At 41.9% G+C, this 17,283-nt stretch carries 19 protein-coding genes and 1 pseudogene; 19 read left to right on the top strand and 1 reads right to left on the bottom strand.

Annotated elements, in window-relative coordinates:
- Nucleotides 1–11 precede the first annotated feature (11 nt).
- From NMM13_RS04310 to NMM13_RS04325, 4 genes are all read left to right on the top strand, one after another.
- Nucleotides 12–1,130: a DUF4767 domain-containing protein gene (locus tag NMM13_RS04310; RefSeq protein ID WP_254727922.1), complete on the top strand. Its 1,119-nt coding sequence runs from the start codon at nucleotides 12–14 to the stop codon at nucleotides 1,128–1,130.
- A gap of 213 nt (nucleotides 1,131–1,343) precedes the next feature.
- A complete protein-coding gene (locus tag NMM13_RS04315) occupies nucleotides 1,344–1,907 on the top strand; it encodes a hypothetical protein (protein WP_254727920.1) in 564 nt (187 codons plus the stop codon).
- Nucleotides 1,908–2,082: 175 nt separating this feature from the next.
- Nucleotides 2,083–2,850 carry an ABC transporter ATP-binding protein gene (locus NMM13_RS04320; protein ID WP_254727917.1) on the top strand — a complete coding sequence of 256 codons (768 nt, stop codon included), beginning with the start codon at nucleotides 2,083–2,085 and terminating at the stop codon, nucleotides 2,848–2,850.
- Nucleotides 2,843–4,852 carry an FtsX-like permease family protein gene (locus tag NMM13_RS04325; RefSeq protein ID WP_254727915.1) on the top strand — a complete coding sequence of 670 codons (2,010 nt, stop codon included), beginning with the start codon at nucleotides 2,843–2,845 and terminating at the stop codon, nucleotides 4,850–4,852. Before NMM13_RS04320 ends, NMM13_RS04325 begins: the two co-directional genes overlap by 8 nt.
- 96 nt (nucleotides 4,853–4,948) lie before the next feature.
- On the opposite strand, the gene NMM13_RS04330 is transcribed toward NMM13_RS04325, so the two are convergent.
- Entirely contained in the window at nucleotides 4,949–6,913 is a 1,965-nt protein-coding gene (locus NMM13_RS04330; RefSeq protein ID WP_254727914.1) for a peptide ABC transporter substrate-binding protein, read from the bottom strand.
- A 258-nt stretch (nucleotides 6,914–7,171) separates the two neighbouring features.
- Here NMM13_RS04330 and NMM13_RS04335 point away from each other — a divergent pair, with 258 nt between their 5' ends.
- From NMM13_RS04335 to NMM13_RS04410, 15 genes and pseudogenes are all read left to right on the top strand, one after another.
- Nucleotides 7,172–7,501, top strand: a complete 330-nt coding sequence (locus NMM13_RS04335) for a PadR family transcriptional regulator (protein ID WP_045759205.1) — start codon at nucleotides 7,172–7,174, stop codon at nucleotides 7,499–7,501.
- Nucleotides 7,495–8,295, top strand: a complete 801-nt coding sequence (locus tag NMM13_RS04340; protein WP_254727912.1) for a hypothetical protein — start codon at nucleotides 7,495–7,497, stop codon at nucleotides 8,293–8,295. The genes NMM13_RS04335 and NMM13_RS04340 overlap by 7 nt, the downstream gene beginning before the upstream one ends.
- Nucleotides 8,292–9,122, top strand: a pseudogene (locus NMM13_RS04350) (hypothetical protein). Before NMM13_RS04340 ends, NMM13_RS04350 begins: the two are co-directional and overlap by 4 nt.
- 77 nt (nucleotides 9,123–9,199) lie before the next feature.
- Entirely contained in the window at nucleotides 9,200–10,591 is a 1,392-nt protein-coding gene (locus tag NMM13_RS04355) for an APC family permease (RefSeq protein WP_254727906.1), read from the top strand.
- A gap of 104 nt (nucleotides 10,592–10,695) precedes the next feature.
- Entirely contained in the window at nucleotides 10,696–10,932 is a 237-nt protein-coding gene (locus tag NMM13_RS04360) for a DUF2829 domain-containing protein (RefSeq protein WP_000141913.1), read from the top strand.
- Nucleotides 10,925–11,623, top strand: a complete 699-nt coding sequence (locus tag NMM13_RS04365) for a 3-oxoacyl-ACP reductase (RefSeq protein WP_003006171.1) — start codon at nucleotides 10,925–10,927, stop codon at nucleotides 11,621–11,623. The genes NMM13_RS04360 and NMM13_RS04365 overlap by 8 nt, the downstream gene beginning before the upstream one ends.
- 27 nt (nucleotides 11,624–11,650) lie before the next feature.
- Complete coding sequence (locus tag NMM13_RS04370; protein WP_003006173.1) at nucleotides 11,651–11,983, top strand: hypothetical protein; 333 nt, start codon at nucleotides 11,651–11,653, stop codon at nucleotides 11,981–11,983.
- 178 nt (nucleotides 11,984–12,161) lie between these two features.
- Entirely contained in the window at nucleotides 12,162–12,731 is a 570-nt protein-coding gene (locus NMM13_RS04375; protein ID WP_003006179.1) for a PepSY domain-containing protein, read from the top strand.
- An 89-nt stretch (nucleotides 12,732–12,820) separates the two neighbouring features.
- A complete protein-coding gene (locus NMM13_RS04380; RefSeq protein ID WP_003006182.1) occupies nucleotides 12,821–13,495 on the top strand; it encodes a response regulator transcription factor in 675 nt (224 codons plus the stop codon).
- Complete coding sequence (locus NMM13_RS04385) at nucleotides 13,467–14,825, top strand: cell wall metabolism sensor histidine kinase WalK (RefSeq protein ID WP_003006185.1); 1,359 nt, start codon at nucleotides 13,467–13,469, stop codon at nucleotides 14,823–14,825. The genes NMM13_RS04380 and NMM13_RS04385 overlap by 29 nt, the downstream gene beginning before the upstream one ends.
- 211 nt (nucleotides 14,826–15,036) lie before the next feature.
- Nucleotides 15,037–15,456 (top strand): SMI1/KNR4 family protein, encoded by a 420-nt coding sequence (locus NMM13_RS04390; RefSeq protein WP_254727904.1) that lies wholly within the window; start codon nucleotides 15,037–15,039, stop codon nucleotides 15,454–15,456.
- An 18-nt stretch (nucleotides 15,457–15,474) separates the two neighbouring features.
- Nucleotides 15,475–15,813 carry a hypothetical protein gene (locus NMM13_RS04395; RefSeq protein ID WP_254727902.1) on the top strand — a complete coding sequence of 113 codons (339 nt, stop codon included), beginning with the start codon at nucleotides 15,475–15,477 and terminating at the stop codon, nucleotides 15,811–15,813.
- A gap of 45 nt (nucleotides 15,814–15,858) precedes the next feature.
- Nucleotides 15,859–16,245, top strand: a complete 387-nt coding sequence (locus tag NMM13_RS04400) for a hypothetical protein (RefSeq protein WP_254727900.1) — start codon at nucleotides 15,859–15,861, stop codon at nucleotides 16,243–16,245.
- A gap of 43 nt (nucleotides 16,246–16,288) precedes the next feature.
- On the top strand, nucleotides 16,289–16,696 hold the full coding sequence (locus tag NMM13_RS04405) for a hypothetical protein (protein ID WP_254727898.1): 408 nt from the start codon (nucleotides 16,289–16,291) through the stop codon (nucleotides 16,694–16,696).
- Complete coding sequence (locus NMM13_RS04410) at nucleotides 16,693–17,253, top strand: immunity protein (protein ID WP_254727897.1); 561 nt, start codon at nucleotides 16,693–16,695, stop codon at nucleotides 17,251–17,253. Before NMM13_RS04405 ends, NMM13_RS04410 begins: the two co-directional genes overlap by 4 nt.
- The last annotated feature ends 30 nt before the right edge of the window (nucleotides 17,254–17,283 follow it).

Below are 17,283 nucleotides of genomic sequence, written 5' to 3' on the forward strand. Positions count from 1 at the left end.
AAGGAGATCAGATGAAAAGAAAACAATGGGTGCCCTTAGGGTTAGTGGCTTCGAGTATGGTCATGTTAACAGGATGTTACCAAAGATACCAACGTCAGTCCAGTCCTAAAAAAGAGGCTGCAACGAGCCAGACTTCAGCAAAAAAACAAGCGAAAAAAGCAGATAACAAACAATTATACCAGTCTGTTTTTTCAGACTACCAAAAGATTTTTGCCACTTCAAAAGAGTTAGATGCCATTTCCAAATTGAATGATGCATTAGCTAAAGAAGATCGGATGATCAATAGCTGGGTGATCGAGACTATCATCAATCAGCCAGAAGCTGTCCGCTATGCCTTTAAGGACTTAAATAACGATGGGGTAGATGAGATGATCATCGCCAATCAGCAGACTGATGGAAGCTACTTTGTGACAGGAGTTTATTACCTCAAGGACCAAAAACCGACTCTGCTAGCCGAAGGTTTTGTCGCTGGACACGGTGGAGCGCGCAATGCGACGACCCTCTATCAGGGAGGAGAAGTCCTAGAAGTGAGTTGGTTATCTGGTACTGGTCGAGGAGTAGCCGTGCTCTCACGGATAGAAAAGACGCCTCAAGCTGCGACCAAAGTCCAGGAAGAAGAAGTCCAAGTACCGGGGTCAGATCTGAATTCCCTCTTTGGAAAATCGGATGAGGATAAACTGGATCTCAAGAGTTTTGACTGGCAAGCTTTTGACAGCACACCATCGGCGGGAAATAGCCAAAGCCAGGAAAAAACGCCTTGGAATGCTGAAAAATCAGCAAAATTAGCAGAATTTATGAAGACCTGGGGCGAAAAGATGGGCCAACCCAACTATCAAAAAGGCATCGCTGGCGGTGATGTAGGACCAGACAACCTCTATACTCTAGGGGAAAATAGTAAGATGGATGCCATTTATACAGATACTGGTCAAGGAAATGCAAAATACCGCATCGTGGAACGCTATAGCAATTGGGACAAGTATCCAGATGTGCATAGTTATTTCTTTGCCATTACAGATACAGGAGAAGGCATTGTCTTTCATTCTCCAACGACCAATGGAGGAAAGATGTATCTAAAACCAACGGACAACAAGGAACTTCAAGAAGAATTTACACAGTTGCTTCATCAATAAAAAGAAGAATAAACCAGAAAAGGAGTGTTTTTCTGGTTTTGTTTATTCAAAGAATGAATAAAGATACAATAAAAGAAATAATTTTTAGGATATAAAATATGTTAAAAACTAGTGATAATTGGCGGTGCATAAGTATTTGAAAACAGAAAATGTTTGACAATTAAAGGAAAATCATTTAAAATATATTCATTCTTTATTTATAGGAGAAAAAATATGAAAAAACTTCTTACAGCCGGTGTGGCTCTCTTGTCCGTTGCAACGTTAGCAGCTTGTTCTGGTAAAACTGCTTCAAAATCATCAAGCAAAGATGCAAAAGCTTCTTCTAGCAAAGTAGAAAAATCATCTACTTCAGAAAGCAAATCAAGCAGTTCATCAAAATCGTCTAAATCAGCAACCTCTTCTGTTGAAATTCCAGAAATTGTCTTGTTAACTGATGAAGAAATCGACAACGCCAAAACACTTGGTGATATGAAAACCATTTATGGAAAAATGATTGACAACTACACAAAATATGTCAAAGAGATTGGTGACAAGATCCCAGCATCTGGTAAAGATGCCTATAATAAGCAAGTAGATCCTGCGATCCAATCTATGGAGACTGCAAGAAAAACATTTAACGATACACTTTCAGCTGCAGGTTCTGATGATACAGTTGTTCCTGAACAAGCTCGTAGTCAATTCGCACAACAATTGAAAAATGCTCGCGATATTGCCCAAAAAGCTCTTGAAGGTGCTTATCAATCAATTGCACCATTGCTCTCTTCATCAGCTGAATAATCAATAAAAAAATAGGTTAGGACTTGAAGTCCCAGCCTATTTTTGCTTTCTTACAAAAATGTAAGAAATAAAGGGTAAAATGTAAGGTTATGTTATGGTGAAAGCCTTTCAGTTTTAGTACAATAGATTTGTAAAAATGGATTGAAGCTTTTATCGAGCTAGAAAGGAACAGACCATGACCCTACTAGACGTTCAACATATCAAAAAGATCTACAAAACCCGCTTTCAAGGAACGCAGGTCGAAGCCCTAAAAGATATTCACTTCACTGTTGAAAAGGGCGAATACGTCGCCATCATGGGGGAATCAGGATCCGGGAAATCGACCCTCCTCAATATCCTGGCCATGCTGGACCAGCCGACGGAAGGACGGGTCTACCTCAATGGCACCGACACCTCAACCATCAAGAACAAGGATGCCTCCAGTTTCCGTCGGGAAAAACTAGGCTTTGTCTTTCAAGATTTCAACCTTCTCGATACCTTATCGGTCAAGGACAATATCCTCTTGCCTCTGGTCCTTTCTCGCAGACCAGTCAAGGAAATGATGAGCAAGGTGGATATCGTGAGTCGGGAATTGGGCATTCACCAGCTCTTAGAAAAATACCCTTACGAAATCTCTGGTGGGCAAAAACAACGGGTGGCTGTGGCACGGGCTATCATCACCTCACCTGAAATCCTCCTTGCTGATGAGCCAACAGGGGCGCTGGATTCCAAGTCTTCGGCTGCACTTCTAGATGTCTTTGAAGATATTAATAGTATGGGGCAAACCATCCTCATGGTAACCCACTCAACGGCAGCGGCAGCTCGGGCCAAGCGCGTGCTCTTTATCAAGGACGGGATCCTTTACAACCAGATATTCCGTGGGGAAAAGACAGAACGTCAGATGTTCCAAGAAATCTCGGATACTTTGACAGTCATGGCGGGTAAGGAGGATCGTGATGTTTAAATTAACAAGTAAATTAGCTCTTTCCAACCTCAAACAAAATCGCAAACTCTATTACCCCTTTGCCCTGGCTGTCATTTTAACGACCATGATCCTTTATAGTTTTATCGCCTTGTCATCTACCCCTCATTTAGAGGATTCTTACGGAGGGGGGGCGGCGAGAACTGTTCTTGGTTTTGGTAGTTTCGTCGTCCAGCTGGTCGTCATCATTTTGGTGGCTTATGCCAATGGCTTTGTCATGAAAAATCGTTCCAAAGAACTGGGCTTGTACAGTGTTCTGGGAATGGAGAAGAAGCATCTCCTCATCATGACCTTATGGGAATTGCTCTTCTTCTATGTTCTCACAGTTGGAGTAGGACTGGGTTTGGGGCTCTTATTTGATCGCCTGATTTTTGCCTTGCTCCTAAAATGTATGGGGCTACCAGTCGTCATTCAATCAACCTTCCAGATAGGGGCTGTTCTTAACACTTTACTTGGGTTAGCCTTAGCTTTTGGCCTCATTCTCTTGTTGAATTCTTTCCGCCTCTTGCGCTACAGTTCCCTCCACCTCATGCAACAGAAAAAAGCAGGAGAGAAGAAGGGACGCTTCTTGCTGGTCCAAACTCTTTTAGGACTTGGGCTCTTAGGAATTGCGTTTTATATAGCGCTAACCGTTGAGCGTCCAGTTGCAGCGGTTCAAGGATTCTTTATTGCCGTCATCTTGGTCATCCTAGCGACCTATCTCTTATTCAACGCAGGATCTATTACCTTCTTAAGATTTCTCAAAGGTCGGAAATCCTACTATTACAAGCCAGAGAATTTTATATCTGTCTCCAACTTAATAGCACGGATGCGAAAAAATGCAGCGGGTCTTGCGACCATTAGTATTCTTTCCACCATGGTCTTGGTCACCTTAACTGGGTCGCTCAATATCTTTATTGGAGGACAGAACTACCTAGATACTGTTTACCCTTCTGATTACATGATTAGTGTGGGGCATATGCCTTCAGATGCTGAGACAGAACCAGTTATCAAGGATGTTCAAGCTCAAATTAAGAAAACAGCCGATGCGACAAATCTATCAGATTATCAGGTGGCACAGACAATATACTGGTCGGCTGAAATTCGAAAGATTGATGGAAGGAGCTTAGAGGTTTATGAACAGTCCTATCAAGAAGCTGGTCAGGAGATGGAGATGAAGACAGAGGGAACAGTCTACTTTTTTGATCAGGCGACTTACGAGCAACTGACGGGTCAAAAAGTTGAGCTTGGGGAAAATGAAATCCTAGCCTATGGGTATCAGTATCCAGGAAAATTAGATTCGCAATTAGAAATCAATGGGAAGACCTTCACGATTAAACAAAAACTAGACTCCAATTTTATCCAAGGAAAACTCCCTCAATCCGACCTGTTTCAACATCAAATGGGTTTGTACCTGGTTCTTCCTGACTTGAACCAACTTGGACTAAAAGTTGATAAAAATTTGGAATTCTCTATTACTGCTAAAAATAAAGATAACCAAGATTTTATTTCTGGCTTGATCAAAGAGCTGTATTCGACAGACAAAATCAGTCAATATGGTGCGACTTATTTTGGTGGATTTGATCGATACAGTATAGAGAAAGATTGGCGTGAAACAGCAGGGACTCTTCTATTTATCGGGATTTTCCTATCGGTCATCTTTCTATTAGCTACAGTACTCGTCATTTACTACAAACAGATTTCAGAGGGTCATGAGGATCGGGATAATTTTGTGATCTTGCAACAAGTAGGATTGGACCAAAAGAAAACCGGCACCACCATTCGCAAACAGATTCTCACTGTCTTCTTCCTTCCATTATTCTTCTCCTTCCTATACCTAGGAGTGGCCTACAAGATGATTGCAAAGATCGTTGCCATCTTAGGAGCGACCAATGCGGGACTGGTCCTTCAAACAACTCTTTCCATCTGCGCTGTCTTTTTCATCTCTTATGTCCTCGTCTTTCTTCTAACTTCTAGAAGTTATCGGAAGATTGTCGTGAGGTAGGGCTGATTCTATAGGATCGAGAAAGGAAATGAAAGTGACGATAAGTTGCTGAACAAAAAACACCGAGGATTTGATCCTCGGTGTTTTCTATCGTGATTATTTCACATGTTCTGCAAGTTCTTCTTGCGCTTTTTTATTGGATTCTTCTTTTTCTTTTAACCAATTCTTATACGCTTTTTCGTAGTCAGCAGTTGTGACGGTCTTATCTTGAACTTTTTGGTATTTGAAGAAGCTTGTTTCCCCTTTAATACCAATTGCAGAATTTGCTGCTGAGAATGGTGTGACCTTGGTGATAGATGGAACGCCACCCTTAGAGTAGATTGGAAGAACCATAGCATTTTCTGTCAACCAAGCTTGGGCCGCAGCGTATTTTTCATAACGTGCATTGGTATCCAATTTTTCAGCATTGGCATCATCAAGCAAGGCTTTGTATTCGTTCAAACCAATTTTCTCGATGAGCGCTTGGTCTTTCTTAGGATCAAGTCCCATACCTGTCAAGGTTGAACCATCTGTTGGGTTCAAGATATCCAAGTAAGTAGATGGGTCTTGGAAGTCAGGTCCCCAACCAGTGATATCCATATCAAAGTCTTTTTGGTCTGGTGATTGGGCAAAGTAAGTAGCGTTATCAGCATCGTCTGTAGACAATTTTTGTACATCGATCACGACATTGTCTTTACCAAGGGCCGCTTCGATTGAGCTCTTCATAGAGTCTGCTTGTTGGACAAGAGCATTAGAAGATTGGTCTACAACATAGTCGATATGGATTGGGAATTGAACACCTTGTGATTGCAATTCAGCCTTAGCTTTTTCAAGTTCTGCTTTGGCTTTATCTACATTATGCAAGCTATCTTGAGCATCTGCGAAGCTAACACCTTTCCACTCATCTCCTGTTGCGGCAAGTTTTTCTTCAACGAGAGTACCGAAGTCTTTCCCGTCTGCTTGCACAAATGTCGGTGGAACTAGAAGGGTACGAAGAGTTTTGGTTGCTCCGTCTTTCCCGTTAACTTGAGCGCTGTAGGAAGTTCTATCTAAAGCAAAGTTCAAAGCTTGACGGAAGTTTTTGTTTTGAAGGGCTGTCTTGGTGCTGTTCTTTTGCTCATCCGATGTCTTCTTCGTATGGCCGTAGTTTTGACGGTTGACGTTGAAGTAAGCGTAGTAAACAGTAGAGTCTTGTGGGGTATAAACGATGTTATCCTTGAATTTCTTCTCAATCGTACTGTAGGTTGAGCTAGTTGGGAAGAGACGAGCAGTAGATAGGTTACCATCTGAGAAGTTACGAGCAAGATAGTCTTGGTCTGATCCATCGAAGTACGTTAATTTAACGGTATCGATGTGAACATTTTTCTTATCGTAGTATTCAGGGTTCTTTTCCAACTCGATTTGTGATTTTGAAGTGAAGGACTTCAAAATATAGGCACCGTTGTAGAGGATACCATTTGGTTTCACGCTACCAAAGTCTTTCCCAGCTGATTCCAAGAATTTTTCATTAACTGGCATCATGGTAGCAGTCGTCAATTTAGAATTCCAGAAAGATTCTGGTTGGTTCAAAGTGTATTGAAGAGTGTGATCATCAACAGCTTTTACCCCAACGGTTGAGAAGTCTTTGGTTTTCCCGTTTACATAGTCATCCAAGCCTTTGACTGAGTTTTGAACCAAGTAAAGAGCATCCGATTTTTTATCTGCTACGTATTTTAGAGATGTCACGAAATCTTGTGCAGTGACGTCAGCGTATTCATTTCCTTCTGAATCATACCACTTCGCATCTTTTCGAAGCTTGTAAGTATAAGTCAGACCATCTTTTGAAACGGACCAGTCCTCAGCAAGAGCAGGCACTAAGTTACCGTATTGATCGTTTTCAAACAAACCATCGACCAAGTTGGTTGTAATGTCGCTTGTAGTTGAACGATTTGAAGTCAAATAGTTCAAGGAATCAGGGTCTGTACCATACACGTAGTTGTAAGTAGTCCCTTTTGACGCATTAGAAGATGAGCCACATGCAGCAAGGAAAAGCGTTGAAGCCGCGGCGACACCTGCTAAAAGAGCAAGCTTCGATTTTTTCATATTCGTGTCTCCTTTTGAATAATTTTAATTATTATACTCCAATCAATCGACAAAATAAAGTGTTTTTTGAACTTTTTTTGTATATTTACACACCCGTATACAGTAAAACCCCTGAATTTAAGGGATTTTTAAGGAATAAAAATTTTTTGAAATAAGTTGCTATTTTGCTTTACATACTAGTTGAGAAAGAGTATACTGATAGTGAATAACTAGTATGTAAAACAAACTAGTGAAAATGAGAAGAAAGAGGTGAGAAGGATGAAAGAGTCCCAATTACTAAAGGGAGTCTTGGAGGGCTGTGTGCTGGAGATTATTTCTAAAAAGGCTATCTATGGCTATGAATTGATCCAAAGTCTCAAAGAGATGGGATTTGATAAGATTGTCGCTGGGACCATTTATCCCCTGCTTCAAAAATTAGAAAAACAAGGGGTTATTCATGGGGAAATGAGGCCGTCTCCAGATGGTCCCGATCGCAAGTATTTTTCACTCAGTGGTACTGGAAGAGAGCGCTTAGAGGAATTTTGGGACCAGTGGCAGGAGCTAGTCACAAAAGTAGAACGTATCAAGAAGGAGGGAGAAGAATGGTAGAAAGTTATACAGAAAAAATGTCAGATGAATTGATTCATTTAAACAAAGAGGATCAAACCTATGTGAAAAAAATGGTGGCCTATATTGGGGCCAAGTCCTATTTTTATGATGATGAAGCGCTCGGTGAACAACTCTACAATATGGTTTGCGACCTGAAAGTTGCTGAGAAAGAAGGCATTCGAGCAGTGGATTATTTTGGAAAGGATCCACGGGCGATGGTGGATCAAGTTCTTTCAGACTTGCCTAAACGTTCTTTAGGATCTTATGTGGGACTCGTCTTCCTACTTGGAGTGATCTTGGTTGGCATGCGTTATTTAATGGATTTTACCTGGATGACACCACTGAAAATCGAACCTTTGACCTATGTTGTCATTCTCCTCAATTTCTTGGCGTTCAGCCAGTTCATCACGTGGCTTTGGTCCAAACAGAGCTATGGAGAAATGAAGTGGTCTTGGGCTATTATTATCAGTGTGATCAGCCTGATGGTATTTCTGAACATCGTACGACTATTTTCGATCTATTTTGGCCACATTGGGAGTCTCTTCTTATCAGATGGTTGGGCGATTGTTCTCGCTGTCCTAGTCCTACTTGGGTTTACGGTTATGGCTTATAGAAGCAGGGAGCGTTTGATGTCGAGTCTACTAGTCCTGGGCCTGACTTTCTTAGTTACAGGATGCTGGATTCGTCTTGTGAATCAGGAAACTGCTCATTTAATAGGCTGGCTCCTTCCTCTCATGGGACTAGTCCTGACCCTTATTGTATTTTGTCTCCAAAGAAAGAAGGAAGAAGCATGAAATCAGCAATGTATTTTGAAGAAACGCAGGCCTTGATGAAAACTTTTAGCCAAGAGGATCAAGTTTATTTCCAAGATCTCTGGGATTATTTCAATCTTGCAGGTTTCTTATATGAGGAGAAAGCCTTAAGAGAGCAGGTCTATAATCTAGCACTTGACTTTTCGCAAGCAGGAGCGGATGGCCTCACGGCAAAGGATTATTTTGGCCTTGATCCAAAGGGAATGGCAGACCAAATCATCTAAAATATGCCCAAAGAATCGACACGGTCTGTTTTGAAATATGGGGCTATCTTTTCAGGTATTGTGATTTTTTATCGCCTCCTAAGTGATTTTGCTTCTCAAGCGGTCCTTGTGCTCAAGCCACTAGTCTATTTAACCGACATCATTTTGGGACTCCTAGCTGTTGGGATAATCTTCTATCTCCTTCGTCGCCTCATTTTTGCGGAAGAAAAAGCGAAAAAAGCAATTTATGTAGCATTTGTTCTAGTTCTAGGATTCTATTTTGTTGGTGAAATAGTGGGGGTCCGTTTCTTGCCAGCTCTTGCATGGTTTGTAGTCCCTAGTCCTTGGGATGCTCTTCTCATGACAGGGTCTAGCGGAGCTCTCATTCTTTGGCAATGGAAAGAAGAGTTTGGACGAGCTTTCATCTTTCCTATCGTCGCCTTTTTAGTGGTTGGATTCTTACATCGCTGGACCTTGGCACAAGGAGTTCAGAATCTTGGTATGACGGTTCTTCTGCCCACAGTGATCATCGTCTTTGGGTTGGTTATTTATTATTGGTTTACGATTCGTGCTTTGAAAAAGAATAGGACGGAAAGTGATAAATAGTAAGAAAAGGGGGAAAAAGAGTCTCCCCTTTCTTGTCCAAGTATGATAGAATAAACTCATTAGATGGGAGAATATGCATGAATCTATTTCGAAAAAAGGGACTTGGGCAAGTACACCCGGGTCTAAATCGCCATTTACGTTTATGGGATTTGATCATTTTAGGAATTGGTGCCATGGTGGGGACAGGGATCTTCACGATTACGGGAACTGCAGCAGCGAATTTAGCTGGGCCAGCCTTGATCATTTCAATTGTGATTGCGGCTTTTTGCGTTGGCTTATCTGCCCTTTTCTTTGCAGAGTTTGCTTCTCGCATCCCTTCAACTGGTGGAGCCTATAGTTACCTCTATGCCATCTTTGGAGAGTTTCCAGCCTGGATTGCAGGTTGGTTGACTGTGATGGAATTTATGACAGCTGTATCAGGGGTGGCTTCAGGTTGGGCTGCTTATTTCAAGGGCTTGTTGGCCAATCTTGGCTGGAGCCTGCCGACAGCTTTAAACGGGACTTTTGATCCAGCTAAGGGAACTTATGTGGATCTCTTGCCTATTTTGGTCATGGTCCTCGTCACAGCCTTAGTCCTTATGAATGCAAAAGCGGTTTTACGCTTTAATTCCTTGCTAGTCTTACTCAAGTTCTCCGCTCTTGCCTTGTTTATCCTTGTGGGGATTTTTCACCTAAATCCTGGCAACTGGGCAAACTTTGCTCCGTATGGATTTGGCGAAATCTATGGTGGTCAGACAGGGATTATGGCTGGAGCTTCGCTCATGTTCTTTGCCTTTCTTGGTTTTGAGTCCATTTCAATGGCGGTCGACGAAATCAAGGAACCACAAAAGAACGTCCCCCGCGGCATTGTCCTTAGTCTTTTGATCACAACGGTTCTTTATATCTTGGTCACCCTGGTTTTGACCGGTATGGTTCCTTTTAAGAACTTAAATGTAGAAGACGCGGTTGCCTTTGCCCTTCGTCAGGTCGGAGCTGGCTGGGCTGGAAATTATGTATCGCTGGTAGCGATTTTGACCCTAATCACCGTCTGCATTTCCATGACCTTTGCCCTTTCACGGATGATATACAGTTTGGCGCGGGATGGGCTTTTGCCAAAAGCTATGAAACAGCTCGATCCAAAAACCAGAATTCCCAAAAATGCAACACTAGTAGCTGGATCAATGGCTGCCATTGCTGGTGGAATATTTCCACTTGCAAGTATCGCTTCCTTCTTAAATATCTGTACCTTGGCTTACCTGGTTATGTTGGCCTTTGCCCTCTTGAAATTGCGCAAGGAACACGGGGCTCCTGGACCTGGTGAATTTAAAACACCCTTGGTTCCAGTCCTGCCAATCCTATCGATTGTGGTCTGTCTGTCCTTTATGACCCAGTATTCCCTATCGACCTGGCTGGCCTTCGGAGTTGCTCTCTTGATCGGGGTTGGAATTTATTTCGGTTATGGGTATCGCCATTCAGAAGAAAATCAATAAAACATAAAAGCTAGAGTAGAAGAACTCTGGCTTTTTGTATAGGGAAAGCTCTTTTTTTGATATAATAAAGGGAGAAAGTTAACTAGATAACAAAGGAGAAAAACATGACATTTGAAGAGATTTTACCAGGCTTAAAGGCTAAGAAAAAATATGTACGTACAGGTTGGGGTGGAGCTGAGAACTATGTGCAGCTTTTTGATACCATTGAGCAAAATGGGGTGGCTCTAGAAGTGACGCCTTATTTCCTCATCAACGTCTCTGGTGAGGGTGAAGGTTTCTCCATGTGGAGTCCAACCCCTTGTGATGTTCTAGCGACAGATTGGGTGGAAGTACATGACTAAAGGGGTCTTGATTACAGGCGTGAGCTCCGGGATTGGTCTGTCGCAAGCTCGTTTGTTTTTAGAAAAGGGCTATCAGGTTTATGGAGTGGACCAAGGAGCGGATCCTCAGTTGCCAGGCGATTTTCACTTCTTACAGCGAGACTTAATCTTGGATTTGACACCAATCTTCGACTGGTGTCCTGAGGTAGATGTCTTGTGCAATACAGCGGGAGTATTGGATGATTACAAACCGCTTCTTGAGCAAAGCGCTCAGGAGATTCAGGAAATCTTTGAGATCAACTATGTGACTCCGGTAGAGCTGACACGGCATTATCTGACTCAAATGTTGGAGAAGAAGCAAGGGATCATCATTAATATGTGCTCCATTGCTTCTAGCCTAGCAGGAGGTGGCGGTCACGCTTATACTTCCTCCAAGCATGCTCTAGCAGGCTTTACCAAACAGCTGGCGTTGGATTATGCAGAATCTGGCATTCAAGTCTTTGGCATTGCTCCTGGGGCCGTTAAAACAGGCATGACCGCAGCGGATTTTGAACCAGGAGGTTTAGCAGACTGGGTAGCCAGTGAAACGCCTATCAAACGCTGGATTGAGCCAGAGGAAGTGGCAGAAGTCAGTCTCTTTTTGGCTAGTGGGAAGGCCTCTGCCATGCAGGGACAAATCCTGACGATTGATGGTGGCTGGAGTTTGAAATAGAGAACTGAGAAAGCAGGAGGTTAAAGCATGCACGAATATGATTTTGGTTTTTCCTTGCCGAAAGGATATCAGGTATTTCTTGATGACTTAGGGGATCAGCCAGGTTATGACATTGGTGAGACAGGTATTTACCTCTATGCTAAAGAGGATCTTACCGAACGCAATCAAACCTACCAGATTGATGAGGATGAACCAGATTTCTTTATGATCGGTCAAGATGGGGATCTGGCCTATTTCCTCAAAAAGAATGGGGACGATAGCATTTATGAAAATGATCTAGGTGCGCTAGGTTCTCTCGAAATGCAAAAGGTAGCTGAATCAATTGCAGACTTTATTAATCAGATCTTGCAGGAGGAGTAAGATAGAACATAGAAAGGAGACTGAGAAATCGAGTTGCAAATAGCTAGTCGATTTACTCAGTCTTTTTTAAAAAATTTTTTAAAAAATCTTTTCTCATTCATTTTGGATTCATCTTTCTTAGATAAAATAGAATCATCAAGAAGAACTTGATAAGAAAAAAAGAAAGTTGGAAACTAACATGAAAAAATCAATTAAACAAAAAGCCGTTGCAAGTCTCGCAATCTTCTCTCTATCAACTGCCGCTCTAGGCTCTGTAGTAGCCTTTGCCAATACTGGAACAAGTAAAAAGACTACTTCTTCAACAGTGACTGCATCTGTCACCCTTGCACAAGCTCAAGAAAAAGCTCTGAAAGAAGCTAAGGGTGGAAAAGTGATTGGCTACGAGCAAGAAGAAAAACATGGAAAAGCAGTGTATGAAGTGACCATCTTGGATGGAAAAAATGAAAAAGAATATAAGATCGATGGCCAGTCTGGTGCTATCTTGAAGTCAAAAACTAAGGATCTGAGTCAGGATCGTGAAGATCAGCAATTAATCGGAGCAAGTGTTCAGTTGGACTTGGCTAAGGTAGAGAGCCAGCTGAAATCAAAATACTCGAATGCTAGTATCGAAAAAGTAGAGTTAGATGTAGAAGATGGTAAACTTGTCTATAGCGTTAGCTTGCGAGAAGGCAATCAAAAAATTGAGTTAGAGTTAGATGCCAATACAGGTACCGTATTGGAAGAAGATGTGGAGCTGGATCACGATTAACTAGAGTAAGATCTCGACTAGGCTTTTCCTAGCCGAGATTTTTTATGGAAGCATGGTATAATAAGGGAAGAAATTTGGAGTAAGTGGCTATGAAAGTATTAGTGATTGAAGACGAAGTAGATTTGAATCGTAGCATCGTTAAATTACTGAAAACCCAGCAGTATAGTGTTGATGCGGCCTATGATGGTCAGGAGGCCTTGGACTACATTCGTGTGTCCCAGTATGACGTGATTATTTCAGATATTATGATGCCGCAGCTAGATGGTTTGGGGGTATTGAGCTACTTGAGAAATCATCAGATTAAGACCCCAGTTCTGATGCTAACGGCTAAAGATAGCCTAGAAGACAAGGTAACAGGACTGGATGCTGGTGCAGACGACTACTTGGTCAAACCCTTTGAATTTGATGAATTACTGGCTCGGATTCGCGTCATGCTGAGACGAAATAATCGAGAAAACTTGACCAACCTGGTCCAATTTGGTGACTATTCCTTAGACCTGGCAAAAAAGACCATCCAACACAAGGGTGTTTTGGTTGACCTGACTTCCAAGGAGTATGAGTTACTAGAGTGTCTGGTGCGCCATCCCAATGTGGTTTTAAGTCGGGAACAGATTCGTGAGCATATTTGGGATTTTGATTATGTTGGAGAGTCTAATATCATTGATGTTTTAGTCAAGAATATCCGCAAAAAATTAGGTAATCCATCGATTATTCAGACAAAAAGGGGGATGGGCTATGTTTTCAAAAATGAAGAAGGACTCTAAGTCTCCCTCCATCGTTTCTAAGGTGACATTGTGGTATACCCTCTTTGTTTCTTTTCTCTTTGTTCTTATGTTTTGTGCTTCTTTTATCATTTCCGGAGCCTGGTCCAGCTATAGCTCACGTGGGGAACTGGAGCAGAAGACCATGGAAGTAGCTTCAGACCTTGAGGAATTTGAGCCCTTTGATGACGGCAATTATTTTGCACTCTACAATCAAAACATGAAGTTGGAGCAGGGTGCTCTGCCAAGTGGCTTTGATATCAATGCTGGCTTTGAGTCTGGGAAATTGTCGACGTATACCTCTTCCCAAGCAACCTATTATTATTTTGATGTCTATAATGAAAGTGAGGGCAAATGGATACGGGGCGTGCGCCTTGCTTCTGGTCTAGGAAGAGAATTAAGTATCTTTCTTCTTTCCTTGGCCATTCTAGCTCCTCTGTCCATCCTTGGGATGGCCTGGGGTGGACGTCGGATCCTTCGTAAGGCCTTTCTGCCGATCAGAGAGGTGACCCAAATGGCAGAGGAAATTGCAGAGAGCGGAGACTACAGTAAGCGCGTGTCGACCGAGCATCAGAAGGATTATGTAGAAACGTCTCGTCTTACCAAGGTATTTAATAATTTGATTTCTTCTGTTCAGTCGACTTTTGAGAAAGAAAAGCAATTCAACCAAAATGTATCCCATGAGTTGCGGACCCCTCTGTCAGTCATCGTTTCGGAGAGTGAGTTTGGCTCCAAATATGCAGATAACCTAGAGGAGACCAAGGAATCCTTGACGGTCATTCATCGGCAGGCTAAATTAATGAAATCGATGACCGAGCAGATCTTGGAAATATCCAAGACCCAACACCTGCAGTGGTCGGATTTAAAACCCGTTTGTCTATCAACCCTGGTGTCAGATTATTGTCAGGGACAGGAAAGAAAGTGGGGCGAAAGCCCCATAGCCTTTGAAGTGAGCATTCAGCCGGACCTCTGGATTCAGGGGGATGCTGTTTTGGTCACTCGGATGCTGGATAATCTATTGAGCAATGCAGTGAAATTTACCAAGACCAAGGTTGCCATCCACTTGGTGGCTAGTCCAGCTGGTGCTGTTCTCAAGGTAGCGGATGATGGTATTGGGATTGCGCCAGACCATTTGGGCAAGATTTGGGATCGCTTCTATCAGGTGGAGGATTCTCGGAACAAGGGCCTCAATAGTGGTATCGGACTTGGGTTGTCCTTTATTAAGGACATTGCAGACCTCCATCGAGCAGAGGTGAAAATCATCTCTGAAGAAGGAAAAGGAAGTCTCTTTCGTGTGACTTTCCCACAGATCCAGGACAAGACTTCTGTCTAAGACGGTTGATTGAGCGATCAGTATGGGTTGAAAAGGGAAAATAATAAAGTGAAATAATAAGGATAAAATGAGTCTAGTAAAACCGCTAGGCTCATTTTCTGTTTTAGCTTTATGGAAAAGGAATCTTATGGTATGATAGCCTAAAAGGGACCTGTAATATGGAGGTCAAATAAAAAAAGCCTTTGGGAAGAGAGACTCAAAAGGAGACGAGATGCTAGTATTAACAGACACAGATCCAGCTATTTCAAGCGAAGATTTTTTACAATTTGAGGAGATTCTTGGAAAGAAATTGCCAAAATCTATGATGGATTTTTATCTCAAGTACAACGGTGGCCAGCCCCAAGTAAGGGGTGTCCACGATGACCATCTTCTCTTTCCTTTCAATTCCTTTGATTCACTGGAGGAGATGAGGAAGTCTCTTACCTGGTTTGACGATGAGGTGGTTCCTGCGGGATTTAAGGCCACAGATCTTCTCCATTTTGCCTATGATCCTGGATCGGGTAACTATGCTCTTTCCCTAAGGGAAGAAGATAATGGTATGGTTTATTTCTATGTTTTAGAAGAAAAAGCAGAGATCTACGGTCAATGGGCTTCTTTTGAGGAATTTTTGAACTCTTTTGTTGAAGAGTGAGACGAAAAAGGAGACGGAATGCGAAAACACCAAGAACTTTCACTAGAGCAGATAATTGAGCAGGTGCGCGTAGATCAATTAGTATCAGATGATTTTTGCCTCTATGGCAAGGAGGATGGAGAACTGGCACTAGATAGCCTCTATTGGGTATCAGATTATCCAGAAGTCGTGGAATACCATGATGTCTACCCAGCTGATGTGACGGAGCAAGATCTGCAGCTAGTCTACTATGGAGAGCAGTTGATTGATGTCCTTGCAGTCGCACTTGAGGAAAAGCTAGATGCAAGTCACCAAGACTTGGTCGAGGCTTTGAATTATTATCAGCAGCATGATAGCTTTATGCCTTTTGATGATTAGCTAGGCCGATTAGAGAAATGGCATCCGAAAGGAGGAAAGATAGTGATGAGAGAATATAAATTTGATATCCATAACGAGATGTATATAGCAATTCCAGAGGAAAAGGAAAAGGTCTGCCTTGCTTTAAGTGATTCTTTAGAGGTTATCAATGAGGAGTTGACTCCGTCTTATAAAGCAAAACTCGATCATCTACTGGATCAATCATCAGTATGGTATCCAAAAGCTTTGGAAAAAATTCAGGAGGAATTTCCAGAACTAGCGCACACCAGACTCCTATCCATTTTTATCTTGTCTGAACAGACGGACATAGACCTGATTTTTGGTTTGGAATTTGGTCTAAGAGAGGATTCGGAGCATGGTAGAGGACTTAAATTCTCCCTCAATAGTCTTGAAATTTTAGAATATGGTTTAGGGGAAGTCGCTTATTACTAGGTGTATTCGATGATATGAGAAGTACTAGAAGATGGAGCAGGATATGGTAGAGAAAGAGTGGCGTTTTTATTCATCAGAGGATGATAGGGAGTGGGTGATTTTATCAGATCGTGATAGAGCTGAAACAAAAGAGGATATCCACTCTGTTAATCAGAAAGAATCCGTCATGCGAATGTATCGAAGACCGGGGGACTTTATCTCAGTGTCTTTGCTGTCCGCTTCTTATGAAATAGACGATGTAACAGGGAAACTTGGACAAGAGCGAGATTTCTATTTAAAAATTGAATGCCTGCAAGATGGATGGGCCAGTATTAGTTCTCAAGTCTATAAAAAAGAGGAAGCAGTAACCTTAGTAGGCCTCTTTATGGGACTCAGAAAAGATACGGCTATCAAACTTTGGAAGTTAAAAAAATTGGGTGAAAATAACCTAGGAGATCGGATAGAGAAATGACAGTTACTATCAATGAATTAGTGAAGGAGCTTGGTTTTTGTGTGGTGCCTACAAAGGAGAAACCATTTAGTCTGGATGAGGTCCGTTTCAATCTTTTGGCATATTTAGAGGATTATTCCAAAATGGGATTTTCTTTTGTCAAAGTAGCTACTGATCTGGTAAAACTAAGGAAAGAGCAAGAGAGTTATAGGCTTTTTGGCCAGTGTTTTTTAGGTGCTTTTGTAATTGGAGAAGAGGAACAAGTCTTCTTACTTTGCAATCAAGAAGGAAGAGAAGTTTTTCAAGAAGCGAGGGTTTATGTCAATTCTTCCTTACATACTTTTGTTTCCTCTTATTCACTTTTTCTATCAGGCATCTTTCTTTTGAAAGCAAAGTTTTATGAGATTGAGCAAGATGAAGTCGAAGAGATTGCAGCAAATTTGAAGAACCAAGTACTTGCCTTGGAAAAGTCCCTTGAACAAGAATTGCCCTTCTGGGAGCACATGGCCTATTTGATAGAAGACGATGGAATCGTTCTAAGAGATGATCTCTTTCATATCCTGAACAAAGAACAGTAAATTCAAATGGAAATATAAAGAGGATTTAAA

The sequence above is a fragment of the Streptococcus sp. CF8_St5-11 genome, assembly GCF_024295625.1.
Taxonomy (GTDB): domain Bacteria; phylum Bacillota; class Bacilli; order Lactobacillales; family Streptococcaceae; genus Streptococcus.